The sequence below is a fragment of the Pseudomonas tumuqii genome (assembly GCF_013184545.1).
In the GTDB taxonomy this organism is placed as follows: Bacteria; Pseudomonadota; Gammaproteobacteria; order Pseudomonadales; family Pseudomonadaceae; genus Aquipseudomonas; species Aquipseudomonas tumuqii.
This window is the reverse complement of record NZ_JAAOJA010000008.1, coordinates 77,915-102,742: the sequence shown is the minus strand read 5'-3', so window position 1 is coordinate 102,742 and position 24,828 is coordinate 77,915. Positions and strand designations below refer to the sequence as shown.

The 24,828-nt window shown below is 66.3% G+C and carries 22 protein-coding genes; 15 read left to right on the top strand and 7 right to left on the bottom strand.

Going from position 1 to position 24,828, the window contains the following annotated elements:
- The first annotated feature begins 59 nt into the window (after positions 1–59).
- From G9C89_RS15670 to G9C89_RS15660, 3 genes are all read left to right on the top strand, one after another.
- Positions 60–278, top strand: a complete 219-nt coding sequence (locus G9C89_RS15670; RefSeq protein WP_172149625.1) for a hypothetical protein — start codon at positions 60–62, stop codon at positions 276–278.
- Positions 279–393: 115 nt separating this feature from the next.
- Positions 394–1,086: a phosphoribosyltransferase gene (locus G9C89_RS15665; protein WP_172149623.1), complete on the top strand. Its 693-nt coding sequence runs from the start codon at positions 394–396 to the stop codon at positions 1,084–1,086.
- A gap of 29 nt (positions 1,087–1,115) precedes the next feature.
- On the top strand, positions 1,116–1,790 hold the full coding sequence (locus G9C89_RS15660) for a dienelactone hydrolase family protein (RefSeq protein ID WP_172149621.1): 675 nt from the start codon (positions 1,116–1,118) through the stop codon (positions 1,788–1,790).
- Here G9C89_RS15660 and fnr read toward each other — a convergent pair.
- Entirely contained in the window at positions 1,779–2,534 is a 756-nt protein-coding gene (gene fnr / locus G9C89_RS15655; protein WP_256674211.1) for a fumarate/nitrate reduction transcriptional regulator Fnr, read from the bottom strand. The genes G9C89_RS15660 and fnr overlap by 12 nt on opposite strands.
- 268 nt (positions 2,535–2,802) lie before the next feature.
- Here fnr and cfa point away from each other — a divergent pair, with 268 nt between their 5' ends.
- The gene (cfa, locus tag G9C89_RS15650) at positions 2,803–3,975 is read left to right on the top strand and encodes a cyclopropane fatty acyl phospholipid synthase (protein ID WP_172149618.1); all 1,173 of its coding nucleotides are present in this window, start codon (positions 2,803–2,805) and stop codon (positions 3,973–3,975) included.
- 35 nt (positions 3,976–4,010) lie between these two features.
- The gene (gene groL / locus G9C89_RS15645; RefSeq protein ID WP_172149616.1) at positions 4,011–5,627 is read left to right on the top strand and encodes a chaperonin GroEL; all 1,617 of its coding nucleotides are present in this window, start codon (positions 4,011–4,013) and stop codon (positions 5,625–5,627) included.
- Here the strand turns inward: groL and G9C89_RS15640 are convergent, their stop codons facing one another.
- Positions 5,628–6,752: a CapA family protein gene (locus tag G9C89_RS15640; protein WP_172149614.1), complete on the bottom strand. Its 1,125-nt coding sequence runs from the start codon at positions 6,750–6,752 to the stop codon at positions 5,628–5,630.
- A 132-nt stretch (positions 6,753–6,884) separates the two neighbouring features.
- On the opposite strand from G9C89_RS15640, the gene G9C89_RS15635 reads away from it, so the two are divergent.
- A complete protein-coding gene (locus G9C89_RS15635) occupies positions 6,885–8,246 on the top strand; it encodes a nicotinate phosphoribosyltransferase (RefSeq protein ID WP_172149612.1) in 1,362 nt (453 codons plus the stop codon).
- Between the two features lie 239 nt (positions 8,247–8,485).
- Here the strand turns inward: G9C89_RS15635 and pncA are convergent, their stop codons facing one another.
- The 4 genes from pncA to G9C89_RS15615 are packed head-to-tail and all read right to left on the bottom strand — an operon-like array spanning position 8,486 to position 13,209.
- Entirely contained in the window at positions 8,486–9,118 is a 633-nt protein-coding gene (gene pncA / locus G9C89_RS15630) for a bifunctional nicotinamidase/pyrazinamidase (RefSeq protein ID WP_172149610.1), read from the bottom strand.
- Between the two features lie 19 nt (positions 9,119–9,137).
- The gene (locus G9C89_RS15625) at positions 9,138–10,109 is read right to left on the bottom strand and encodes a ribose-phosphate diphosphokinase (RefSeq protein WP_172149608.1); all 972 of its coding nucleotides are present in this window, start codon (positions 10,107–10,109) and stop codon (positions 9,138–9,140) included.
- A 29-nt stretch (positions 10,110–10,138) separates the two neighbouring features.
- Complete coding sequence (locus tag G9C89_RS15620) at positions 10,139–11,176, bottom strand: phosphotransferase (protein WP_172149606.1); 1,038 nt, start codon at positions 11,174–11,176, stop codon at positions 10,139–10,141.
- On the bottom strand, positions 11,173–13,209 hold the full coding sequence (locus G9C89_RS15615; protein WP_172149604.1) for an NAD(+) synthase: 2,037 nt from the start codon (positions 13,207–13,209) through the stop codon (positions 11,173–11,175). The genes G9C89_RS15620 and G9C89_RS15615 overlap by 4 nt, the downstream gene beginning before the upstream one ends.
- Positions 13,210–13,424: 215 nt before the next feature.
- Between G9C89_RS15615 and G9C89_RS15610 the strand changes: the two genes are divergently transcribed.
- Positions 13,425–14,324, top strand: coding sequence for a universal stress protein (locus tag G9C89_RS15610; RefSeq protein ID WP_172149602.1), 900 nt, complete (start codon positions 13,425–13,427; stop codon positions 14,322–14,324).
- Positions 14,325–14,589: 265 nt separating this feature from the next.
- On the opposite strand, the gene G9C89_RS15605 is transcribed toward G9C89_RS15610, so the two are convergent.
- A complete protein-coding gene (locus G9C89_RS15605) occupies positions 14,590–15,132 on the bottom strand; it encodes an Hsp20/alpha crystallin family protein (RefSeq protein WP_172149600.1) in 543 nt (180 codons plus the stop codon).
- 192 nt (positions 15,133–15,324) lie between these two features.
- On the opposite strand from G9C89_RS15605, the gene fdhF reads away from it, so the two are divergent.
- The 8 genes from fdhF (at position 15,325) to G9C89_RS15565 (ending at position 24,725) form a co-directional block, all read left to right on the top strand.
- The gene (fdhF, locus tag G9C89_RS15600) at positions 15,325–17,418 is read left to right on the top strand and encodes a formate dehydrogenase subunit alpha (protein WP_172149598.1); all 2,094 of its coding nucleotides are present in this window, start codon (positions 15,325–15,327) and stop codon (positions 17,416–17,418) included.
- Positions 17,405–18,424: a 4Fe-4S dicluster domain-containing protein gene (locus tag G9C89_RS15595; RefSeq protein ID WP_172149596.1), complete on the top strand. Its 1,020-nt coding sequence runs from the start codon at positions 17,405–17,407 to the stop codon at positions 18,422–18,424. Before fdhF ends, G9C89_RS15595 begins: the two co-directional genes overlap by 14 nt.
- Positions 18,421–19,260, top strand: a complete 840-nt coding sequence (locus G9C89_RS15590; protein ID WP_172149594.1) for an FAD/NAD(P)-binding protein — start codon at positions 18,421–18,423, stop codon at positions 19,258–19,260. Before G9C89_RS15595 ends, G9C89_RS15590 begins: the two co-directional genes overlap by 4 nt.
- A 32-nt stretch (positions 19,261–19,292) precedes the next feature.
- A complete protein-coding gene (acsA, locus tag G9C89_RS15585; protein ID WP_172149592.1) occupies positions 19,293–21,056 on the top strand; it encodes an acetate--CoA ligase in 1,764 nt (587 codons plus the stop codon).
- Complete coding sequence (gene pdhA, locus G9C89_RS15580; RefSeq protein ID WP_172149590.1) at positions 21,053–22,063, top strand: pyruvate dehydrogenase (acetyl-transferring) E1 component subunit alpha; 1,011 nt, start codon at positions 21,053–21,055, stop codon at positions 22,061–22,063. Before acsA ends, pdhA begins: the two co-directional genes overlap by 4 nt.
- A complete protein-coding gene (locus G9C89_RS15575) occupies positions 22,060–23,034 on the top strand; it encodes an alpha-ketoacid dehydrogenase subunit beta (protein ID WP_172149588.1) in 975 nt (324 codons plus the stop codon). The genes pdhA and G9C89_RS15575 overlap by 4 nt, the downstream gene beginning before the upstream one ends.
- Before the next feature lie 258 nt (positions 23,035–23,292).
- Positions 23,293–24,456 (top strand): dihydrolipoamide acetyltransferase family protein, encoded by a 1,164-nt coding sequence (locus tag G9C89_RS15570; RefSeq protein WP_172149586.1) that lies wholly within the window; start codon positions 23,293–23,295, stop codon positions 24,454–24,456.
- 11 nt (positions 24,457–24,467) lie between these two features.
- Positions 24,468–24,725: an acyl carrier protein gene (locus G9C89_RS15565; protein WP_172149584.1), complete on the top strand. Its 258-nt coding sequence runs from the start codon at positions 24,468–24,470 to the stop codon at positions 24,723–24,725.
- Positions 24,726–24,828 lie beyond the last annotated feature (103 nt).

Here is a 24,828-nt window from a genome sequence, read left to right as displayed (position 1 = left end):
TGCGCAGCTGTCAAACCTGGATCGCGCATGGATGGGCGCCATCGAAACAGGAACTGGATATGCACCACAAACAACTCACGGCCGCGACCCTGGCTCGTCTGCATCAGAACCAGGTAGCACTGGGAGAAGCCGTCTGGCAGTTGGCCAAGTGGATCGAGCAGCGTGGCTCGACAGAGGTGGCGCAGGGCGTGCAAGCGCAACTGCAGTTATTGACGATCAACTCGACGGCGATCAACCAGGCCCTCAGCGAGTTGATCGACAGCCACCTCAATTCCTGAGACGCCATCTATCACCTGCCAGGACCCGCTATCGCGCAAACTCCTAATCGAGATCAAAAACACCGCAGAAAGTCTGGTGCATGGTTAAGTCAGGCTCGCAAGCTGGAGCATGGCAATGACTCGAAACGATGTTCTGCAGATCCCCATCCGTGACAGAAGCAGCGCAGGTCAGGCGCTGGCGCGCTTGTTGACGGCTTATCGCCAGCGACCCGACGTGATCGTGCTGGCCTTGCCCCGCGGTGGTGTGCCGGTGGCCTACGAGATCGCCAGCGCGCTGCAGGTGCGTCTCGACCTGATGCTGGTGCGCAAGCTCGGCGTGCCCGGCCATTCCGAGCTGGCCATGGGCGCCATCGCCAGTGGTGGCGTGCGGGTGCTGAACCGCGATGTGCTGGCATCGCTGCATATCGATGGCGCCACCGTCGACGCCGTGGCCGCGCAGGAAAGCCTGGAGTTGCAGCGCCGCGACCGCGCCTACCGCGGCGAGCGTCCGCTGCCTGTGCTGGACGGCCAGCAGGTGATCCTGGTCGACGATGGCCTGGCCACTGGCGCCACCATGCAGGCGGCGATCAAGGCGGTACGCCAGCAGTCGCCCGCGCGGATCGTGGTCGCCGTACCGGTGGCGCCGCCCGACAGCGTGGCGCTGCTGCGCTGGCAAGTCGATGAAGTCATCTGCCCGTTCACCCCCGAGATGTTCATCGCCATCGGTCGTTGGTATGAGGATTTTTCCCAGACCTCGGATCAGCAGGTACAGGCGCTGTTGCGCCAGGCCTGGCAGCGCGAGCAGGACGAGCAAGACCAACAGCCGTGAGCGATTACGGCGATGAGGAGGCCTAACCCATGCGCAGCATAGCGTCGCGAACCTTGAGCCTGCCAGTGAGCGATGCCGAGTTGGCCGCCGATCTGCTGCTGCCGGATGACGCCATCGGCCTGGTGGTGTTTGCCCATGGCAGCGGCAGCAGTCGCCTCAGTCCACGCAACTTGCAGGTGGCGCGTTATTTCAACGAGCTGGGCCTGGCGACCCTGTTGTTCGACTTGCTGACCGCGCCAGAAGAGCGCGTGGATCGCCTCAGCGCCGAGTACCGCTTCGATATCCCGCGCCTCAGCCAGCGCCTGGTTGGGGTGCTCGACTGGCTTGCTGGCAACGCCGAACTCGGCGCCCTGCGCATCGGTCTGTTCGGCGCCAGCACGGGCGCGGCGGCGGCGCTGATCGCCGCGGCGCAGCGCCCGCAGACGGTGCATGCCGTGGTCAGCCGTGGTGGGCGCAGCGATCTGGCCGGTGCAGCGCTGGCCCAGGTGACGGCCCCAACCCTGCAAATCGTTGGTGGCGCGGATCCGCAGGTGTTGCGTTTGAACCGTGAGGCCAGTCAGCAATTGCACTGCGAGCAGCAATTGGCCGTGGTGCCCGGGGCTACGCACCTGTTCGAGGAGCCGGACGCACTGGAGCAAGTGGCATTGCTAGCCGGCGAATGGTTCTGTCGCCACCTGCACGATGGCGCGAGTTCAGACAGCTAGTTGCTGAACCTCGATGCTATTTAGCCGGTTCAGCGACGTGGGATGCATGAGGTGTAACTCGCGACCCTTGATTTCCAGCAGACCCTGCTGGCGGAAACGGCTGAACAGCCGGCTGACCGTCTCGGTGGTCAGGCCCAGATAATTGCCGATTTCGCCTCGACTCATCGACAGGATAAAACTGGTCGCCGACAGGCTGCGCCGGCTATAGCGAGCCGAGAGGTTGAGCAGGAACAAGGCCAGGCGCTGTTCGGCGCTTTCGCGGTTGTGGCTGTAATGCTGCTGCTCTTCATGCAGCTCGCGGCTCAGGGTAACCAGCAGCTGCTTTCTCAGGCTGGGGATATGCCCCGCCAACTCTTCCAGATCGGCCAGCGGAATGGTGCACACCAGGGATGTTTCCAGGGCCACGGCAAAGCTGGGGAAACTGCTGTTGCCAAAGGCATCCAGGCCGACCAGCTCGCCCGGCAGAGTGAAACCGGTGATCTGCTCGTTACCATCTTGGTCCAGCAGGTAGGTTTTCAATGCGCCCGAGCGCAGCGCATAGACCTGCTGCATGGGTTCGCCGGCACGAAAAAGATGATCGCCTTTGTGCAGCGGACGATTGCGTTTGACGATGTTTTCCAGCAGGTCAACTTCACTATGCTGCAAGCAGCCTGGCAGACACAGGTGGTTCAAGGTGCAGTCATGACAATTCATCCGAATCTTGCTTGACGGGGTAAAGGTGCCCTGATGACCGTTGGCTAACATGGTACTGATCCTTTATTTCTATAAAATATGTTACAGATCAATATCTAACGATTTCTAATTAGCTTATGTGGGTGTTTTGTCGACTCTTTGACTATCTTATCTTAGAAGAAGGGAGGGCTCTCTGCTGAAATCAGACCAAAGGTCGCAGGCCGGACTGATGGTCGTATTGATGCTGTCCGCGCCATGCTGGTTTTGAGCATTGCCGCTGCAACTATGGTTTCAGCGATGCAAGGGGTTGATTGCCGAGCGCACGTCGTGAGGATGAGTCATGGTTCAGAGCAAGCTGCCGCTGCACCCGGATGAGATTGCGCTGTCAGCTGGCGAGAGTCTTCAGGCCAGGGACAAGGTCGAAAGCTTGCTGGACCGCGCCGGAATCGTCCTCAATGGCAACCAGCCCTGGGATATGCAGGTGCTCGACCCGCGTGCCTACCCGCGCATTCTGTCCCAGGGCAGCCTGGGGCTCGGCGAGGCCTATATGGATGGCTGGTGGGAGTGCGAACAACTCGACGAATTCATCCACCGGGCATTACGCGCCAATCTCGAAGCGCAGATCCGCGTCAGCTGGTACGAAACCTGGCAACTGCTGCGCGGCCTGCTGGCCAATTTGCAGTCGAAGGCGCGCGCCTTCATGGTCGGCGAGCAGCACTATGACCTGGGCAACCTGCTCTACCAGTGCATGCTCGATTCACGCATGACCTATACCTGCGGCTATTGGCGCAACGCCGCCGATCTCGAGCAGGCGCAGGCCAACAAACTCGATCTGGTCTGCCGCAAGATCGGCCTGCAGTCTGGCGACCGGGTGCTGGATATCGGTTGTGGCTGGGGTAGTTTCGCCGAATTCGCCGCGCGCAACTACGGGGCCGAGGTGGTTGGCATCACCATTTCCCGCGAGCAGGCCGCGTTGGCCCGGGTACGCTGCAGCGGCTTGCCCGTGGAGATCCGCCTGCAGGATTACCGTGACCTGCAGGAGAGCTTCGACCACATCGTCTCGCTTGGCATGTTCGAGCACGTCGGCTGGAAGAACTACCGCACCTACATGCAGGTCGTGCAGCGCTGTCTGCGCGACAAGGGCCTGTTCCTGCTGCACAGCATCGGCGCCAACCAGAGTGGCCTGCACAGCGATGCCTGGATCGACCGGCATATCTTCCCCAATGGCGGCCTGCCGTCGATCGCGCAGATCGGCAAGGCCATCGAACCCGACTGGGTGATGGAGGACTGGCATAATTTTGGCGCCGACTACGACCTCACCCTGATGGCCTGGTATGCCAATTTCGAGCGGCACTGGCCCCAACTGGCACCGCACTACGATCAGCGCTTCTACCGCATGTGGCGCTATTACCTGCTGACCTGCGCCGGCGCCTTCCGCGCGCGCAACATCCAGCTCTGGCAGATCGTATTGTCCAAGGGCGGCGTGGCAGACGGCTATCGCTCGCTGCGTTGATGGCTTGCTCAAGCTCAAACTCTGAGGACAATTGCATGGCCCATACGAAAATCCTGTTCCGCGGCAGCGCCCGAGAGAAGGTGCTGCGGGGGGCGACCCAGTTGGCGGATGCGATCCGGGTGACCCTCGGGCCGAAATCCAAATCGGTGCTGATCCAGAAAAAGTGGGGCACGCCGCAGGTCTGCAACGATGGCGTGACCATTGCCAAGCAGGTGAGTCTGGAGGATCCCGAAGAGAACCTCGGCGTGCAGATGCTGCGCCAGGCCGCCGAGCGCACTGGCGAGGCGGTGGGCGACGGCACCAGCACCTCGACGGTGCTGGCCCATGCGATCTTCGCCGACGGCGTGCGCAATGTGGTCGCCGGCGCCAGCGCCATCGATATCAAACGCGGCCTGGATCGTGGCCTGCAGGTGGTGATCGATTCGCTGCGGGGCCAGTCCAAACCGGTGCGCACGCGCAAGGAGAAGGCCCAGGTGGCGACCATCTCTGCGCATAACGACGGCGCGATCGGCGAACTGGTTGCCGATGCCCTGGAGAAGGTCGGCAGCGAAGGGGTGATCAGCGTCGAGGAGTCGAAGACCACCGAGACCGTGGTGGAGGTGGTCGAGGGCATGCGCTTCGACCGCGGTTATGTCTCGCCGTACTTCATCACCGACACCGACAAGATGCAGGTGGAACTGGAAGAACCCTACCTGCTGCTCTGCGACCAGAAGATCGGCCTGCTCAAGGACCTGATCCCGCTACTCGAGCAGATCGCCAAGAGCGGCCGACCGCTGGCCTTCATCGCCGAGGACATCGAAGGCGAGGCGCTGGCGACCCTAATCGTCAACCAGATCCGCGGCATCCTCCGCGCCGTGGCGGTCAAGGCGCCGGGGTTCGGCGACCGGCGCAAGGAGATGCTCCAGGACATCGCCGTCCTCACCGGCGGCCTGGTGATTTCCAGCGAACTGGGGATTCGCCTCGAACAGGTCGAACTGAGCCAGCTCGGCCGCGCCCGGCGGGTGGTGGTCGACAAGGAGAGCACCACCCTGATCGGTGGGGCCGGCGAACGCGAGGCGATCGAGCGGCGCCTGCAACAGATCCGCAAGCAGATCGAGCTGGCCAGCAGCGATTACGACAAGGAGAAACTCCAGGAGCGCCTGGCCAAACTCTCCGGCGGGGTGGCGGTGATCCGCGTCGGCGCGCCCACCGAGGCGGAGATGAAAACCCGCAAGGACGCCCTCGACGACGCCATCTCGGCGACCAAGGCGGCGATTGCCGAAGGCATAGTGCCCGGCGGCGGCCTGGCGTTATTGCGGGCGGTGCCGCTGCTCGCCGCCGAGGAAGCGAAAAGGGAGGGCGACGAGCGCACCGGCCTGCAGATCCTGCGCCGCGCCCTGGAAGCGCCGGCGCGGATCATCGCCGAAAACTCGGCGGTGGATGCCGGCGTGGTGGTGGCGCGGATGCTCGCGGAAAAGGCCAATGTCGGCTTCGACGCCGCGACCAACAGCTACGTCGACATGTACCAGGCCGGCATCATCGATCCGACCAAGGTGGTGCGGGTGGCCCTGGAAAACGCGGTATCCGTGGCCAGTGTGCTGCTGTTGACCGAAGCCACCCTGACCGAAATCCCGGAGAAGGAAAGCCCCACGGAGCCGCCATTTCCGACCTGATCAGCATGAGGCGGGCCAGACCAGCGCGAAGCTGCCCTCGCTGGTGGGGCGAACCGTGCAGGAAAATTGCGCCGACTCGCGTTGCAGGGTGTCCTGCAACCATTGGCGATCCGCGCCTTTGGCCCGGTGGATGCTCAGCTGGCGCTGGCGGGTGGGCACCAGCTCCAACGCAGCCAGGCGACCGTCGTAGGCCAGATCGGCAAAATACAGCAGGCCCAGCTCGCCGCGGTAGGCCGCATGCCCATCGATGCCTTCGTAGTCATTCAGCAGGTCGCCACAGCCATAGATGATCAGGCGCTGGCGGTAGACTTCCAGGCCCTTGATGTGGTGCGAGGAGTGACCATGCACCAGGTCCACGCCGGCCTCGTCGATCAGCCCATGGGCAAAGCGCTGCTGCTCCGGCGCCACGGCAAACCCCCAGTTGCCGCCCCAGTGCAGCGAAACCAGCACCCGGTCGCCGGGCTGCTTGAACGCCCGAATGTGCTGGGCGATGCGCTGCACGCTGCGCGCTGACAGGTCGTCGAGGCGCGCGACCCCGGGGCGCTGCTCGCTGGCCGCCCAATCCGGCGGTACCCCGCAGTCGCCGGTGGCGTAGGCGAACACCAGCAGGCGCCCGTCGTCGGCCAGTGGCACTATCGCCGGGGCCTGGGCGCTGGCACGGTCCAGGCCGGCGCCGGCATGCCGCAGGCCATGGCCATCGAGGCTGGCCAGGGTCTCGGTCAGACCGGCTTCGCCCCAGTCCAGCACATGGTTGTTGGCCAGCACGCAGCAGTCGATCCCGGCCACTTCGAGTACCGGCAGATTGGCCGGATTCATCCGGTAGTTGATGCCTTTGGGCAGCGGCCAGCCATGGCCGGTCACGGCGGTTTCCAGGTTGACCAGGCGCACGTCCGGGCGGCGTTGCCTGAGCGCCTCCAGCACCATGCCCCAGACATAGGCGAAATCCACCGGCTGGGCGATCGCGCCGTTGCGCCGTTCGGCCAGGCGCACATAGTCGCCGGCATCCTTGACGTAAGCTTCATACAGGCGCGAGTCGCCGGGGTGGGGCAGGATCTGGTCGATGCCCCGGGCGCACATCAGGTCGCCCGTGAGAAACAGTCGCGCCGCAGTAGGATTGCCAGGCATACGGACCTCCGGTTCCGATATGTCTTGCACGCTAAAGCCGAGCGCATCGCTGGGTCTTGATCTGGATCAGGCTGCAGCCATGTGAGCGGGTGGCACAGTGCAGACATCCGCCCTTTGCAAGGGAGACCAGTCATGTCGCGCGAACTACCACGCCTCGCCAGCCCCGGGGCACTGCTCACCGATCTCTATCAGTTGACCATGCTGCAGGCCTATTTCGAGCGCGACATGCTCGAGACTGCGGTGTTCGAATTCTTCGCCCGCAAGTTGCCGGCCGCTCGTAACTTCTACCTGGCCGCCGGCCTGGAACAGGCGTTGGATTACCTCGAGCAACTGCGTTTCAGCCAGGCCGAACTGGATTGGCTGGGCGGGCAGGGGCTATTCAAGCCGGCCTTCCTCGACTATCTGGCCCGGTTGCGCTTCAGCGGCGATGTGCATGCGATGGCCGAAGGCACGCCGTTCTTCGCCAATGAGCCGATCCTGCGCATTACCGCGCCGCTGCCACAGGCGCAGCTGGTGGAGACGCGTCTGATCAACCTGCTGCATTTCCAGAGCCTGATCGCCAGCAAGGCCGCGCGCGTGGTGCTGGCCGCGCCGGACAAGCGCCTGGTGGATTTCGGCCTGCGCCGCAGCCACGGCGCCGAGGCCGGCGTCTATGCGGCCAGGGCCAGCTACCTGGCCGGCTTCGATGCCAGCGCCACGGTGCTCGCGGGCGTGCAATTCGGCATCCCGCTGGCCGGGACCATGGCCCACTCGTTTATCCAGGCGCACGGCGACGAAGTCGCGGCCTTCGAGCATTTCGCCCACAGCCTACCGGGCAGCGTGGTGCTGCTGATCGACACCTACGACACCGAAGCCGCGGCGCACAAGGTGGTCGAGCTGGCGCCACGCCTGGCCGCCGCCGGCATTCGCATCCAGGGCGTGCGCCTCGACAGCGGCGACCTCGGTGCGCATGCGCGCAAGGTCCGCGCGATCCTCGACCGGGGTGGCCTGAGCGCCGTCACCATCTTCGCCAGCGGTAATGTCGACGAGTACCTGATCCAGCGCCTGCGGCAGGCAGGTGCGCCTATCGACGGCTTCGGCGTCGGCACCCACCTGGGCACCTCGAGCGATGTGCCGGCGCTGGACTGTGCCTACAAGCTGCAGGAATACGCCGGCACCCCGCGGCGCAAACGCTCCGAGGGCAAGGCCACCTGGCCCGGGCGCAAACAGGTGTACCGGCGTTACGACAGCGAGGGCCGCTGCTGCGGCGACACCCTGACCCTGGAGGACGATGCGGCCGAAGGCTTGCCGCTGATCCAGCCGGTGATGCGCCAGGGCCGGCGCCTGCAGCCATCGCCGCCGTTGGCCCAGGTGCGCGCCTACACCCGCCAACAACTCGAGCGCCTGCCGCTGGCGCTGCGCAGCCTGGAGCCGGCGGCGGACTATCCGGTAGAGGTCGCCCCGGCCCTGCGCGCGCTGGCCGATAGCGCCGATCGCCTGAGTGGGATGCCTTGACCTGATTCTATGGGTCATGACGCTTTTTGTAGGAGATCCCCCGTCGTCCAGGCGCCGCGCTGTCGCGCAGCAAACTGGGGGCAATTGCGTCTATCGGCTTGTGGGTACCTGTAGGAGCGGGCCATGCCCGCGATGTGTTTCGCGGGCTTGGCCCGCTCCTACAGGTCTTTGTGCAGATTGAATTTCTATATATAAAACAATTAGTTATTTCTTGTTTGATGAGGCCGGCCGGGAGGCGTTCACGCCGCGTCCACGCGAATCTCCACCCCGGCCGCGCGCATCGCCCTCAGCGCCTTGTCCAGCGAACCATTGGTGTCCAGGCCGCGGCAGGCATCCAGCAGCACCACGACCTCGAAGCCTTCACGGCGGCCGTCGAGCGCCGAGTAGTGCACGCAATAGTCGGTCGCCAGGCCGGCGAGGAACAGGCGTCGTAGCCCGCGTTCGCGCAGGTAGCCGGCCAGGCCGGTGGGGGTGCGGCGGTCGTTCTCGTAGAACGCCGAGTAGGAGTCGACCTCGGTCCGGTAGCCCTTGCGCAGGATCAATTCGGCATGGGCGATGGCCAGTTCGGGGTGCAGCTCGGCGCCGTGGCTGCCCTGCACGCAGTGGTCGGGCCACAGGGTCTGGGCGCCGTAGGGCAGCTGGATGGTGTCGAACGGGCGATGGCCCGGATGCTGGCTGGCGAAGCTGCTGTGACCCGGCGGGTGCCAGTCCTGGGTCAACAGCACATGGGCGAAGGCGGCGGCGAGGCGATTGACCTTGGCCACCACCTCGTCGCCCCCAGGGACGGCCAGGGCGCCGCCGGCACAGAAGTCGTTCTGTACATCGACCACCAGCAGCAGATCCTGGGCGCCGGGATTGAGTCGGCTTGTCATCGCGCTTCCTCCCTAAGATTCAGGCCGTGATCTTCAGGCCGTATTGCTCGGCCAGGATGGCCGCCAGCGCCGCGCTGCTGTCGATGATCTGCAGCCGCCGGGCCGCCAGTCCGGGATCCAGGCGAAACGGCGGCACGCTGTCACAGATGACGATGGCTTCCAGCAGGGGACTGTCGAGCAGCGCGCTGCCGCCGGTGAACAGCCCGTGCACCGCGGCGGCGAAGATCCGCCTGGCGCCGGCGACCTGGCAGGCCTCGGCGGCGCGCAGCAGGGTGCCACCGGTACTGATCAGGTCATCGACGATGACCGTGGTCTTGCCGCGAACCTCGCCGACCAGCAGGGCGCCGGTGACTACATCGTTGCTGCGGTATTTCTCCATGTAGGCGCTGCCCACCGGCCGGCCGCTGCGGCGTTGCAGGGCCTGGCGGAACTGTTCGGCGCGCTTGGCTCCGCCGGCATCGGGGGACACCGCCACCACCTCCTCGTCGGCGCCCAGGCGTTCGGCGAAGTACTCGGCGAACAGCTCGGCGCCCTGCAGGTGCTGGGTGGGGATACGGAAGGCGTTGTCGAAGGCGGCGTCGTTATGCACCTCCAGGGCCAGCAAGCGGTCTACGCCACAGGCCTCGAGCAGGCTGGCGACATAGCGGCTGATGATCGGATCCTGGGGCTGGGTGCGGCGCTCCTTGCGCGCATAACAGAGGTAGGGCGCGACCACCTGCACCTGGCGGGCGCCGGCGTCCTTCAACGCGCCGCAGAAGAACAGCAGGCGGCAGAGCTTGTCGTTGACGCTATGCTCGGCATCGCCGTAGAGCGAGTGGAACACCACCACCCGGCGGCCGTCGACCGCCTGCAGGGGCCGGCTCTTGTGCTCGCCATCCTCGAATGGCCGCTCTTCATGGGCCGCCAGCGGGCAACCGAGGCGCCGGGCCACGCGGGCGGCATATTCCTGGCTGCCGTGCAGGGCGAACAGCAGGGGAGACTCTCTAGCCATGGCCGTGTGCTCCTCAAGGTCATCTAACTTCAGCATTGCCCCTGTGGGCGGCACGTCAAGGGTTGACCGTCGCCGCGCAGATAGGCCTTGGCCTGCTGGAGCAGCGCCTGCGCCTGCTCGGCTTTGGCCGCCCGCGTCTGCGCCTCGGGCAGGCGCATGGCGCTGCAGGCCAGGGTGAAACAGCGGGTGGCCGCACGCAGCGAGAGAAACAGCGGCAACGGCCGGCAGTCCTCGGCCAGGGCGCTGTGTTCCAGATAGCTGTGCAACAGCCTGTCGGCATGTCCGGCAAGGCCATGCTGGCGCAGATCCATAAGCACGAACGCGAGGTCGTAGAGCACGTCGATGCAGGCGATCTGCTCGCTGAATTCGATGCCGTCGAAGAGGGTCGGGCGGCCCTCGTACAGGCAGATATTGGCCAGGCGCAGGTCGCCGTGGCAGCGCCGCACCCGGCCTTCGCGACGGCGTTGTTCCAGCAGTCCTTCCAGTTCGTCGAGGGCGGCCCGTGAGGCATGGTGCAGGGCATGCACGGCGACCGCATCGAGCAGTGCCAGGTAGTGGCTCAGCTCGCGATGATTGTCCTCGATGGCCAGGCGGATCCCGGCCGCGCCGCCGAAGGCCTGGGTCAGTTCGGCGCCGGCATGGAAGCGGGCGATCTCCGCGCCCAGGCGGTCCATCAGGTCCAGGGTCAAGCGCCCGTCCAGCGCCATGCGCTCGAACAGCGCGTCCTGGGCAAAGCGTTGCATCACCACCACCCAGTCGAGCACCTGGCCGCCGCCATTGAAGCTCAGGCTGCCGTCGGCGGCGCGGTTGATCGAACGCACTTCCAGGTAGAGCTCCGGTGCGGTGCGCCGGTTGAGGCGCAACTCGGCCTGACAGGCACGTTCGCGGCTGTCCAGGCTGAGAAAGTCGAGGGCGGCGTAGGCGATGGCGCGCTTGAGTTTGTAGGCGCGCTGGCCGTGCAGAAAGATCAGCGAGCCATGGGTCTCGATCAGCTCCACCAGGTTACCGGGCGCGCCGTAGCTCTCGGGACGAGAGAGAAAAGCGATGACTTCCTGCTGAACGTTCATGGTCGCCTCACCGCTGCCAGTTCGTCCAGCCACACCCGTGCGCTGGCATCGCTGGGTGCACGCCAGTCGGCGCGGGGCGACAGCGAGCCGCCCGAGCCGACCTTGGGTCCGTTGGGCAGGGCCGAGCGTTTGAACTGGCTGCTGGCGAAGAAGCGCCGGAGGAACACCTCCAGCCAGTCGAGGATCTGCTCCGGCGAATAGGCGACGCGTTCGGCGGCGGGCAGGGTGGCCGGCCAGTCGCCGCGCCGTGCATCGGCCCAGGCCTGCTCGGCCAGATAGGCGACCTTGCTCGGCCGGTAACCGAAGCGGCTCAGGTAATAGAGGAAGAAGTCCTGCAGCGGGTAGGGGCCCACCGTGTCCTCGGCGCGCTGCAGCCCGTGCTGCGCATCGGCCGGCACCAGCTCTGGGGAGACCGGCGTGGCCAGGATGGTCCGCAGCACCTGGCCGACCGCCTCCGGCTGGAGCGCCAGTTGCCAGTGCAGCAGGTGACGGATCAGGGTTTTCGGCAGCAAGGCGTTCACCGCGTAATGGGCCATCTGGTCGCCCACCCCGTAGGTGGTGTAGCCCAGCGCCAGCTCCGAGAGGTCGCTGGTGCCGACCACCAGGCCCTGCTGCTGGTTGGCCAGGCGGAACAGGTGCGAGCTGCGTTCGCCGGCCTGGACGTTCTCGAAGGTGACGTCGTAGAGCGCCTCGCCGCGCGCATAGGGGTGACCGATATCGCGCAGCATCTGCAGGCAGGAGGGGCGGATGTCGATTTCCGCGGCGCTGAAGCCGAGGCTGTTCATCAGCGCCAGGGCGCTCTTGCGCGTGTGTTCGCCGGTGGCCAGGCCGGGCAGGCTGTAGCCGAGGATCTGCTGGCGCGGCAGGCCGAGCAGGTCGAAGGCGCCGGCGGTGACCAGCGCCGCCTGGGCCGAATCGACGCCGCCGGAGATGCCGAGCACCGCGCGCTGGATGCCGCTGGCCTGGAGGCGCTTGGCCAGGCCCTGCTGCTGGATCGCGTAGACCTCGGCGCAGCGCGCATCGAGGCTGGCCGGGTCGCTCGGGACGAAGGGGAAGCGCGCGATGCGGCGCTGCAGCGCCAGCGGTTCGTGCGGCACCGTGAAGTCCACGCCGACCCGGCGCCAGCTCGCGAGTTGCGCGCGGTGCTGGCTGGCGCAATCGCTGAAGCTGGTGGTGCGGGCGCGGTCCTGGCGCAGCCGGTCGAGATCGATATCGGCGACGATCAGCCCCGGGGCAGGGGAGAAGCGCTGGCTCTCGGCCAGCAGCTCGCCGTTCTCGTGAATCATCGCGTGGCCGTCCCAGGCCAGGTCGGTGGTCGATTCGCCGAAGCCGGCGGCGCTGTAGACGTAGGCGGCGATGCAGCGGCCGGACTGGGCGGCGCCGAGCAGGCGGCGGTAGTCGGCCTTGCCGATGGTGGCGTTGCTCGCCGACAGGTTGGCCAGCAGCGTGGCGCCGGCCAGCGCCGCGTAGCTGCTCGGCGGCAGCGGCACCCAGAGATCCTCGCAGACCTCCATGTGCAGCAGCCCCTGCACCTGCGGCACCTCGAGGAGGATGTCGCTGCCGAAGGGCAGCTCCTGCCCGGCGAACTGCAGCGTCGGCTGGATGACATCGCTGGCCGAGGCGAAGTGGCGCTTCTCGTAGAACTCGCGGTAGTTCGGCCGATAGGTCTTGGGCACCGCGCAGAGAATCCGTCCGCGGTGGATCGCCAGTGCGCAGTTGAACAGGGCGCCCTGCGCCCGTAGCGGCGCGCCGACCAGCAGGATCGGCAGCAGTTCGAGGCTGGCGCGGCACAGATCATGGAGTACCTGCTCGACTTCATCGAGCAGGGCGTCCTGGAAGAACAGGTCATCGTTGGAATAGCCCGACAAGCCCAGTTCCGGGAACACCGCCAGGCCGGCCCGTTGCCGGTCGGCGGCGCAGGCCAGCTCCAGGGTGGCGGCGAGGTTGCCGCGCGGATCCGCCGGCGCGACCCCGGGGGTGCAGGCGGCGACGCGGAAAAATCCGTGAGCGTAGGGCGTTCGAGCGAGAGGCATCGGTCATGTCCCCGAATCCGCGAAAGCCAGCCAGCAACCAAACCGTTCTGCCATTGCATAACCAGCATGCACGCAGGATGCGCCCAGCGGCGGCGCATCGGCTTGATGTAAATCAACACGAATGCCAGGCCCGCGGCGCAGCGTGTAAGGCATTCGCTGGCTGCGCTAACCCGTGCCCGCGGCAACGCACAGAGCCAGCCTCACGGAGGTGTCCCATGAGTCAATATCAACGCCTGTTTCTCATCGCCGACCGGGACATGCGCCATTCGCCGGGGCTGCAACGCGCCGCCGCTCTGGCCACCGCCAGTGGTGCCGCGCTGCATATCGCCGCCTTCGTCGAGCCATTTGCGACCCTCTCGCTGCTGGACAAGAGCGTCCAGGAGAAAACCCGCGAGAGTTATCTGCAGGAATATCGCGAATGGCTCAAGGACGAGGCCGAGCTGCTGCGCAGCAAAGGCCTCAAGGTCACCACCGAAGCGGTCTGGACCAACCATCCGCTGGAGGAAATTCTCCGCCACGCGGCGGAAATCCAGGCGGACCTGCTGATCAAGGATCTGCAGCACGAGCCGGCGCTCAAGCGGGCATTCATCACTCCGCTGGACTGGCACCTGCTGCGCGAATCGCCGATACCGGTGCACCTGGTCAGTACCCTCGGCAATCCATTGCCGCGCCGCGTGGTCGCGGCAGTCGACCCGTCGCGCGCGGAAGCCCAGGAAAGCGGCCTCAACCAACGCATCATCGAAGCGGCCAATGGCCTGGCCCTGCAGTGCGATGCTGAGTTGCATCTGTTGCATACCTACGACCCGACCCTGGCCTATCTGACCAACGCGGTGGCGGGCAGCGTGTCCAGCGGCGGCGACCTGGTGGCGGAATTGCGCAGCAAACTGCAAGTCGGGTTCAACGCGCTGGCCGACGATTACGGCGTACCGGCCGAGCGCCGCCATTTCATTATCGGCTCGCCAATCAGCGCCATCGCCGACTTCACCAGGCTGAACCAGACCGATGTGATCGTGATGGGCACCGTCCAGCGCAAGGGCCTGGACAAGCTGATCGGCAGCACCACCGAACATATCCTCTACCAAGTGCCGTGCAGCATCCTGGCGGTCAGGGTATAACGCAGCTGCATTGGTGAGCCTCGGCTCTTGTAGGATGTGGCGGGCCGCGTAGGCTTGACCGTAGCGATACCCATCGGCTCGGCGATCAACCTATTACCGCGTAGCGTGATCGCCTGCAAATGCCCCATGTCCCGGCGGGTTGATTTCGTTGTGATGGGTATCGCTGCGCTCAACGCCATACTACCTACGGCTCAGTGCTCGGGCGGTAGCGCCCAAAAGGAAGCCCCTGCGCGTTGCCGTCAGGGGCCTCGGTGATTTACTGCACTCAGCGGACTTTGATGTCGATGTGTTTTTCCGGTTTGATCGCCTCGGGCTTCTTCGGCATGCTGATGGTCAGCACGCCTTTGCTGAAGCTGGCCTCGATCTTGTCGGCATCGACGCCCTTGGGCAGGTTGAAGATGCGCTCGAATGAGCCGTAGTGGCGTTCGGAGAGGTAGTAGTCCTTCTTCTTCTCCTCGGTTTCCTCCTTCTTCTCGCCCTTGATTACCAGGTTGCCGTTGGACAGTTTGATCTCGATGTTCTTCTCGTCCATGCCGGGCAATTCGGCGGTGATTTCGAAGCTCTTTTCCTTCTCGGCGATATCCACGGCGGGGATGCCGCGGCCCATCAGCTCGCGCCGGAAGAACGGCTCGACGTCGAACATTCGCCGGCCGAAGGGCATCGGCAACGGGCTGCGGGAAAAGTCCTCGAACAGATGATCGATCTGCTCGCGCAGATTGGCCAACGGGTGCCAGGGCGTCGCCAACGCCGCGCGTTTACTCGACGCATCTTCGGTTTTTACCGGCATTTTCTTTGCGGAGCTGGGCATTTTCATTCCTCCAGGCAGATTGTCCGGGACTGGACAGATCGATTCTGCAAGCGTCTACGGGCGGCAACTTTGATCTTGATCAAAGCGATTCCATTGCTTGCGGGCACTGCATCCAGATTCGTTGATCTTGATCAAGCGCGCGGCACGCTCTGCGGCCTAGCCTGATTCAAGGTAGTCGGCGAGGGGATCGGCATGCGCGTGGTACCGAGCATTTGCACGTTCTGCGGGGTGGGCTGCGGCCTTGGTCTGCGCGTCGAAGATGGCCGCGTGATCGGCGTCGAACCACAACCCCGCCACCCGGTCAGCCAGGGCCAACTCTGCTCCAAGGGCTGGGCTACCAGCTTCGCCATAGACCCGCATAAACGCTTGACCCAGCCGATGCTCAAGGAGCATGGGCGCTTCCGGCCCGCCAGTTGGGACGAGGCGCTGGGACGGGTCGCCGAGGAATTCCGCGCCGCGCTGGATCAGCAGGGGCCGGGCGGCGTCGGCGTGATCAGTTGCGCCCGCGCCGGCAACGAGGATAACTACGCCGCGCAGAAATTCGCCCGCGCGGTGCTCAAGACCCACAACATCGATCACTGCGCACGCATCTGTCACAGCCCCTCGGTGGCCGGCTTGGCGCGCACCCTGGGTTCCGGGGCGATGACCAACAGCATTGCCGATATCGATGTGGCCGACCTGATCCTGGTGATCGGCGCCGATGTCACCGAGAACCACGCGATGATCGGCGCGCGCATGCTGCGCGCCCAGGCCCGTGGCGCCACCCTGGTGGTGATCGATCCGCGCAAGACGCGGCTGGCCCGCCTGGCGGACATCCACCTGCAAGTGCGGCTGGGCAGCAATATCGCGCTGCTCAACGGCCTGCTGCAGATCATTCTCGACAATGGCTGGGAGAACCGCGCCTTCCTCGAGAGCCGTTGCGAGGACATCCAGCCACTGCGTCAGCACCTGGCCGGGCTGACCCCGGAGCAGACCAGCGCGGCCACCGGCGTGGCGCTGGCCGACCTGCAACGCCTGGCCTTTCTCTACAGCCACGCCAAGGCGGCGTTTACCGCCTATGGCATGGGCATCACCCAGTTCCAGAGCGGCACCAACAACGTCATCGCGGTCTCCAACCTGGCCCTGGTCTGCGGACAGATCGGCCGTCCCGGCACCGGCATCAATCCGCTGCGCGGGCAGAACAATGTGCAGGGCGCCTGCGACATGGGCTGCCTGCCGAACGTCTACCCCGGCTACCAGGAGGTCGCCGACCCGGCGGTGCAGGCCAAGTTCGCCGCGGCCTGGGCCACCGAACTGGCGCAGGCGCCCGGTCTGACCTCGCAGGGCATGCTCAAGGCGGCGCAGGCGGGCGAGCTGCGCGCGCTGCTGATCATGGGCGAGGACCCGCTGCTGACCGATCCGGATCAGAACCAGGTGGCCCGCGCCTTCGCGGCCCTGGATTTCCTGGTGGTGATCGAACTCAGCCTGACCGAGACGGCCAAGTGCGCCGATGTGCTGTTGCCGGCCGCCGCGTTCGCCGAGAAGGACGGCACCTTCACCAACTGCGAACGCCGCGTGCAGCGCATCCGCCAGGCCATCGCCGCGCCAGGACTGGCCCGCTGCGATTGGCAAATACTGGCTGAACTGGCCCTGCGCATGGGTTATCCGGGCATGGCCTGGGTCGATGCCGAGGAGGTCTTCGCCGAGATGGCGGCGTTGACCCCAATTTATTCCGCGATCGGCTACCCGGCCCTGGACGCCCAGCATGGCCTGCAATGGCCCTGTGATGCCGCGCATCCGCAGGGTACGGCGATTCTCCACGAGCAGACGTTCCCCCTGGGGCGCGGGCGCCTGTTGCCGGTGACCCAGGTGGCGCCGGACGAATGCCCAGACGCCGAGTATCCGTTTGCCTTTACCACCCACCGCCTGCACTTTCACTACGGTGGCGGCTCGATGACCCGCAAGTCGCCGCTGCTCGAACGCGAGATCCCGGCCGGGCTGCTGTTCATGCACCCGGCCGACGCGGTGACCCTGGGGCTGCACAATCACCAGGGGGTGCGGGTGAGTTCGCGCCGCGGTTATCTGGAAACCCGCGTGCAGCTCACCGATGACGTGCCTGCGGGCACCCTGGCCATGCCCTATCACTTCCATGAAGCACCCTGTAACCGCCTGACCAACGATGCCCAGGATCCGATCAGCAAAATGCCCGAGCTGAAAGCCTGCGCGGTGCGGGTCGAGCCACTGCCGCCCGGCCAGGCGCCCAGCGTCCAGGCCGGTAGCCGCGAGGTCGAGCATGCAAGCCTATAGCCTGGATCAGCCGGAACGTCTGCGTGCGCATCTGGCGCTCGAACACCGGCTGTATGAAGTGCGCGCCGATGGCCAGGGCGGGCACCACTGGCAAGTGGTCAGCGCCCAGGATTTCGGCACCTTCGAGCCCTCGGCCGAGCCACCGCCATTTTCCGCCAAGAGTTTTTTCTTCGCCGAACGCGAGTTGCTGTTCCGCTTCGACGGTGGACAGTTCTACTCGGCACTGCCGCAAGTCGTCCCCCAGGTGTTGTTCGGCCTGCATGCCTGTGACCTGCAGGCCGTGGCCTACCAGGATCGCTTCTTCGCCGCGGACCCGCATTACCAGGCGCGTCGGCGTGCCACCCTGCTGGTGGGCGTCGACTGCCTGCACAGTTGCGCCGGCGGTTTCTGCAGCATCGTCGGCAGCGGCCCGGCGGTACGCGAGCAGACCGCCGATCTGATCCTGTTGCCGCGCCAGGATGCCGCGGCCGACTGGCTGCTGCTGGTCGCCAGTGAGGCCGGCCACGCCGCCTTGCGCGGCCTGCGCTTGCCCGCGGCCGCCGATGACTGGCAAGCCGAGCGCAGCGCCAACCAGGCACGCGTGGCGGCTGAGCAGGGGCCGCAGCAGGCCATAGTCGAAGGCATCGAGTCCCTCAACGCCGGACGGATCGCCGCCGATACCTGGGAGGCGCTGGGGCTGCGCTGCCTGGGCTGCTCCGGTTGCACGACGGTGTGCCCGACCTGTTCCTGCTACGCCCCGCTGGACCGCCTCGGCGCGGCGGACAGCATGCAGCGCGAGCGGGTCTGGGACTCCTGCCTGTACCAGGGCTTCCAGCAGGAGGCGAGTGGCCACAACCCCAGCGCCACCTCGGGGCAGCGGGTGCAGCGCTTCTGGTCGCACAAGTTCGGCGATGGCTTCAAGGCACAATTCGAGGCCTATGGCTGTGTCGGTTGCGGGCGCTGTGACCGCGTCTGCCCGGGCGGCATAGGCGTGCATGGGGTAATGCAGAGGGTGGCGCAAGCATGATCGATCTGACTCCACGCAAACTGCTGTTGCTCGACCACTACGCGGACGGTGAAGAGGCGCGCCACTTCAGCCTGCGCATCGACAAGCCCTTGGCCAGCGACCTGGCGGTGATTCCCGGGCAATTCTTCATGCTCGCGGTGCCAGGCTTCGGCGAGGCGCCGTTCACCTACCTCAGCCTGCCCGACCAGCAGGGCCGCTTCAACGCCCTGGTGCGGCGCATGGGCGCGCTCACCCAGGCCCTGTTCGAGCAACCAACGGGCGCCGTGCTGGGTTATCGCGGCCCCTTCGGCAAGGGCTGGCCGCTGTTCTTCTGCGCGCGCCAGGTGCTGGTGGTGGCGGGGGGCTGCGGCCTGGTGCCGTTGGCCGGGGTGATCGACGAAGCCAGCCGGCACCGCCTGCCGGTGCACTTGAGCGTCATCTATGGCGCGCGCAACAGCGCCGCCCAGGTACTGGGGCGCGAGCGCACGCGCTGGCGGCAGACCTTGCGTTTCATCGAAACCTGCGACGAGGCCAAACCCCTCCAGCGCCAGGGCTCGCCGCTGGATCACTTCGACGAACTGTTTGCCGATGAACCGCCTGAAGCGGTGCTCTGCTGCGGCCCCGAGGCGCTGATGCTGGCGACCGCCGAGGCGTGCCTGCAGCGCGGCCTCGCCGCCGACAAGATCTGGCTCTCGCTGGAGCGGCGCATGCACTGCGCCGACGGCCTGTGCGGGCATTGCTACCTGGGCACCAGTTACGTCTGCAAGGACGGCCCGACCTACCGTTATGACCGCTACCTGCAATTGCAGGCCGGCGGTTATCGAACATTCATTTCCCAGAATCAGCGGCTCTGTTGAGTCGTCAGAGCAGTGAACTCAGGGAGAAGTCTATGCGCGCGGCCATCATCGAAAAAACCGCAGCGGAACTGCGGGTCAAGCCCAACTGGGAGGACAGTCCCGAGGCCCGCGCGGCCTTTTCCTGGCAGGCTGAGGCCGAGGAATTGGCCGGCCTGCCCGATGGCGGCCTGAATCTGGCCTACGAGGCCGTCGACCGGCATGCCCAGGGCCGGCTCAGGCGCCATGTCGCGCTGCGCATCCTCGATCGCAATGGCGGCCATTGTTCGATCACCTATGCACAGTTGAGCAGCCTGAGCAACCGTTTCGCCAATGTCCTGCAGGGACTCGGCATCGGCGCCGGGGCGCGCCTGTTCGTGCTCTGCGAGCGCGGCCTGGAGCTCTACCTGGGGGTGCTTGGCGGCTTGAAGAACGGCTGCGTGGTGTCACCGCTGTTCTGCGCCTTCGGCCCCGAACCGCTGGAAACCCGCCTGCGCCTGGGCGAGGGCAGCGTGTTGCTGACCAGCGAGAGCCTCTATCGGCGCAAGATTGCCGGCATCCGCGAGCGGCTGCCGGCGCTCGAGCATGTGCTGCTGTACGACGCAAACGGCGCCACCAGTACCCCGCCGGAGGGCACCCTGAGCCTGCACAAGCTGCTGGCCCAGGCGGCGGAAGACTTCAGCATTGCCCCGACCACTGCCGACAGCCCGGCCTTGCTGCACTTCACCAGCGGCACCACCGGCACGCCCAAGGGCGCCCTGCACGTGCACGGCGCGGTGCTGACCCACTATGTCAGCGGCAAGTACGCCCTCGACCTGCACCCCGATGACATCTACTGGTGCAGCGCCGATCCCGGCTGGGTCACCGGCACCTCCTACGGCATTCTCGCGCCTTTGCTGCTGGGCGTGACCAGCGTGGTCGACAGCGGCGAATTCGATGCCGAGCGCTGGTACGGCATCCTCGAAAGAGAGAAGGTCAGCGTCTGGTACACCGCGCCCACGGCCATTCGCATGCTGATGAAGGCCGGCCCGGAGCTGGCCCGACGGCATAATTTCGCCCAGCTGCGCTTTATCGCCAGTGTCGGCGAGCCGCTCAACCCGGAGGCCGTGTGGTGGGGCAAGGAGGTGCTCGGCCGGCCCATCCACGACAATTGGTGGCAGACCGAGACCGGCGGCATCATGATCGCCAACACCCTGGCCATGCCGATCAAGCCCGGTTCCATGGGCAAGCCGCTGCCAGGCGTCGAGGCGGCCATCGTCACCCGCGGCGAGGACGGCAGCCTGCAACTGCTGGCGGACGAGCAGGTCGGCGAACTGGCGTTGAAGCAACCCTGGCCGGCGCTGTTTCGCACCTACCTGGGCCAGGAAGAACGCTACCGCCGCTGCTTTGTCGGCGACTGGTACCTGAGCGGCGACCTGGCCCGCCGCGATGCCGACGGCTACTACTGGTTCGTCGGCCGCGACGATGACGTGATCAAGTCGGCGGGGCACCTGATCGGCCCGTTCGAGGTGGAGAGTGCCCTGATGGAACACCCGGCCGTGGCCGAGGCGGCGGTGATCGGCATTCCCGATGCGTTGCTCGGCGAGCTGGTCAAGGCCTTCGTTTCGCTGAAGAGCGGCTTCGCCGCCAGCGAAACCTTGCACGACGAATTGCTCGGCCATGCGCGCAAGCGTCTCGGCGCCGCAGTGGCGCCCAAGGCGCTGGCGTTCCTGCCGAGCCTGCCGCACACCCGCAGCGGCAAGCTCATGCGCCGCCTGCTCAAGGCCCGCGAGCTGGGCCTGCCCGAGGGCGATACCTCGACCCTGGAGAATCCGACATGAGCGTGCCCGTGCCGTATCCGCGCGAGTTCGCCCTGGTGCTGCTGCGCGACATGCTGCGCATCCGCCGCCTCGAGGAACGCGCCGCCGAACTGTATGGCGCCGGCAAGATCCGCGGTTTTCTGCACCTGTATATCGGCGAGGAGGCGGTGGCGGTCGGCGCCCTGCATGCCCTGGCGCCCGACGATGCGGTGCTCGCCACCTACCGCGAGCACGGCCATGCGCTGATCCAGGGCGTGCCGATGACCGCGATCATGGCCGAGATGTACGGCAAGCGCGAAGGCTGCTCGCGCGGGCGCGGCGGCTCGATGCACCTGTTCGACGCCCGGACGCGCTTCTTCGGCGGCAACGCCATAGTCGCCGGCGGCCTGCCGCTGGCAGTCGGCCTGGCCCTGGCCGAACGCATGCAGGGCGGCAGCCGGCTCGCCGCCTGCTTCTTCGGCGAAGGCGCGATGGCCGAAGGCGCCTTCCATGAGGCGCTCAACCTGGCCGTGCTCTGGCAACTGCCGGTGCTGTTCTGCTGCGAGAACAACCTCTACGCCATGGGCACCGCCCTGGCGCGCTCGCAGTCGCAGACCGACCTGTGCGCCAAGGCCGGCGCCTACAAGATCGCCACCCGGGCGGTGGACGGCATGGACGTGGTTGCCGTGCACCAGGCCACCTGCGCGGCGGTCGAGCAGGTACGCGCGGGGCTGGGGCCGTATTTTCTCGAATACCAGACCTACCGCTTCCGCGCCCACTCGATGTTCGACCCCGAGCTGTACCGCGACAAGGCCGAAGTCGAGCAGTGGAAGGCGCGTGGGCCGCTCCATAACTACAGCGCGCGCCTCAAGGCCGAGGGCTTGCTGGACGAGCAGGGTTTTCTGGCCCTGGCCGCCGAGGTGGAGCAGGAGGTGGAGGCCGCGGTGGCCTATGCCGAGGCCGGCAGCCCGGAGCCGCTGGAAGACCTGTGCCGCGATGTCTACACGCCGGCGTCCGAGCCGCCGGCGAACCCGGAGGCTGCGCCATGAGCCCGCGCACGAGCTACCGCGAGGCGTTGCGCGAAGCCCTGCGCGAGGCGTTGCAGCGCGATCCGCGGGTGTTTCTGATGGGCGAGGACGTTGGCCGCTATGGCGGTACCTATGCCGTGTCCAAGGGTTTGCTCGAGGAGTTCGGCGAGGAACGTATCCGCGACACGCCCTTGTCCGAGCTGGGCTTCGTCGGCGCCGGCATCGGTGCGGCGCTGGGCGGCATGCGGCCGATCGTCGAGGTGATGACGGTGAATTTCAGCTTGCTCGCCCTCGACCCGATCATCAACACCGCCGCGACCCTGCGCCATATGTCCGGCGGCCAGTTCTCGGTGCCGCTGGTGCTGCGCATGGCCACCGGCGCCGGGCGCCAGCTGGCGGCCCAGCACTCGCACAGCCTGGAGGGCTGGTACACGCATATCCCCGGCCTGAAGATCCTCGCCCCGGCGACTCTCGAGGACGCCCGCGGCATGCTCTGGCCGGCGTTGCAGGACCCCGATCCGGTGCTGATCTTCGAGCATGCCCAGCTCTACAACCTCGAAGGCGAGCTGGATCAGGCCGAGCCGGTGGACATCAGCTCGGCGCGGATGCGCCGCGAGGGCAGCGACCTGACCTTGATCGCCTATGGCGGCACCCTCGGCAAGGCCCTGGCGGCTGCCGAGCAACTGGCCGGGGAGGGCATCGCCGCCGAGGTCATCGACCTGCGCGTGCTGCGCCCGCTGGACGACGCGACCATTCTCGCCTCGCTGCGCAAGACCCGCCGCGTGCTGGTGGTCGACGAAGGCTGGCGCAGCGGCAGCCTGGCCGCCGAGATCATCGCGCGGATCGTCGAGCAGGCGTTCTACGAGCTGGACGCGGCGCCGATGCGGGTGTGCAGCGCCGAGGTGCCGATCCCCTACGCCAGACACCTGGAACAAGCCGCGCTGCCACAGGTGCCGGCGATAGTCGCGGCGGCCCATGAGTTGTGCGGCTAACCAGCCGGCAAAGGTTTGTAGGAGTTCTCTCGCCGTCTTCGACGCCGCGCTGTCGCGCAGCAAACTGTAGGAGCCAGCTTGCTGGCGATGCTTTTGATCTGCAAATATCGCCAGCAAGCTGGCTCCTACAGGGCTCATGTTTTTATTTAATTTCTACTTATAAAACAACGATTTATTTTTGGTTTGATGAGAGCGGGCCATGCCCGCGAAAGCTTCGTGGGCATGGCCCGCCCCGAATCGATTCGACAGGAGCGACGCATGATCGATTTCAAACTGCCCTCCCTTGGCGCCGACATGGACGAGGGCACGCTGCTGGAATGGCGGATCAAGCCAGGCGATACGGTCAGGCGCGGCCAGGTGATTGCCGTGGTCGATACCGCCAAGGCCGCCGTCGATGTGGAGTGCTGGCAAGACGGCGAAGTCTTCGAGTTGCTGATCGAACCCGGCGCCAAGGTGCCGGTGGGCACACCGATCGCCAGCTTGCTGCAAGCCGGGGAAAGCGCCGACAGCGCGCGCCGCCAGGTGCCGCCCAAGTCACCTGTTGAGCAGGCTGCACCGGCGCCGAGCATACCGTCCGAAGCCGTGGCGCCAGCCAGCCGACCACGGGTTTCCCCGGCGGCACGCAAGCGTGCCGGCGAACTGGGCCTCGACCTGGCGGCGCTGACGGGCAGCGGGCCGCATGGCGTGGTCACCCTGGAAGACGTCGAAGCCGCCGGCCGGGCGCCGGCGCCAGCAACCGATCGCGGCCCGTCCGATCGCCAGGCCGCCATGCGCCAGGCCATCGCCGCGGCCATGAGCCGGTCCAAGCGCGAGATCCCGCATTACTACCTCAGCGAAACCATCGCCCTGGGCCCGGCCATGGCCTGGCTGCAGGCGCGCAATGCCCGCAGCACCCCGGAGGAGCGCCTGTTGCCCAGTGTGCTGCTGCTCAAGGCGGTGGCCCTGGCGCTGCGCGAGTACCCGCAGCTCAATGGCTTCTGGCGCGAGGACGCCTTCCAGCCGGCCGCCGACGTTCACCTCGGCGTGGCCATTGCCCTGCGCCAGGGCGGCCTGATCGCGCCAGCGCTGCACGCTGTCGCCAGCAGACCACTGGAACAGCTGATGGGCGAACTCGCCGATCTGGTTCAGCGCGCCCGCAGCGGCTCGCTGCGCAGCTCCGAACTGAGCGATGCCAGCCTCACTGTCACCCAGCTCGGCGATCAGGGTGTGGACGCCGTGTTCGGCGTGATCTATCCGCCCCAGGTGGCCCTGGTCGGCTTCGGCCGTATCGCCGAGCGACCCTGGGTGGAGGCGGGGCAGCTCTGCGTGATGCCCTGCGTGGTCGCCAGCCTGGCCGCCGATCACCGGGTCAGCGACGGTCACTATGGCGCACGCTTTCTCGGCGAAGTGCGGCGCCTGTTGCAAAGCCCGGACAGCCTCTGAGGGACATGACAATGGATCGACAACAGTTGCGCCAGCAGGTCCTGGCCGAGTTGCAACACATCGCGCCGGAACTCGAAGCAGAGGCGTTGCGCGGCGACCGTCCGCTGCGCGACGAGGTCGACCTCGACTCAATGGACTGGCTGCGCTTTCTCGGCGCCTTGCACCGGCGCCTGGGGGTGAATATCCCCGAGGCCGACTACCACAAGCTGGACAGCCTCGATGCCCTGATCGCCTACCTGGAGCCGCGCCTGGTCGCTTCGTCGCCCTGACGGCATGGCCGCCGCTGCACTTGATCTGCATCAAACCGCCGTCCACCGCGGCTGATTAGGGTGAAGCTTCGTTTCTCGGACGCGTCCCTTTCGGAGTCGGAGG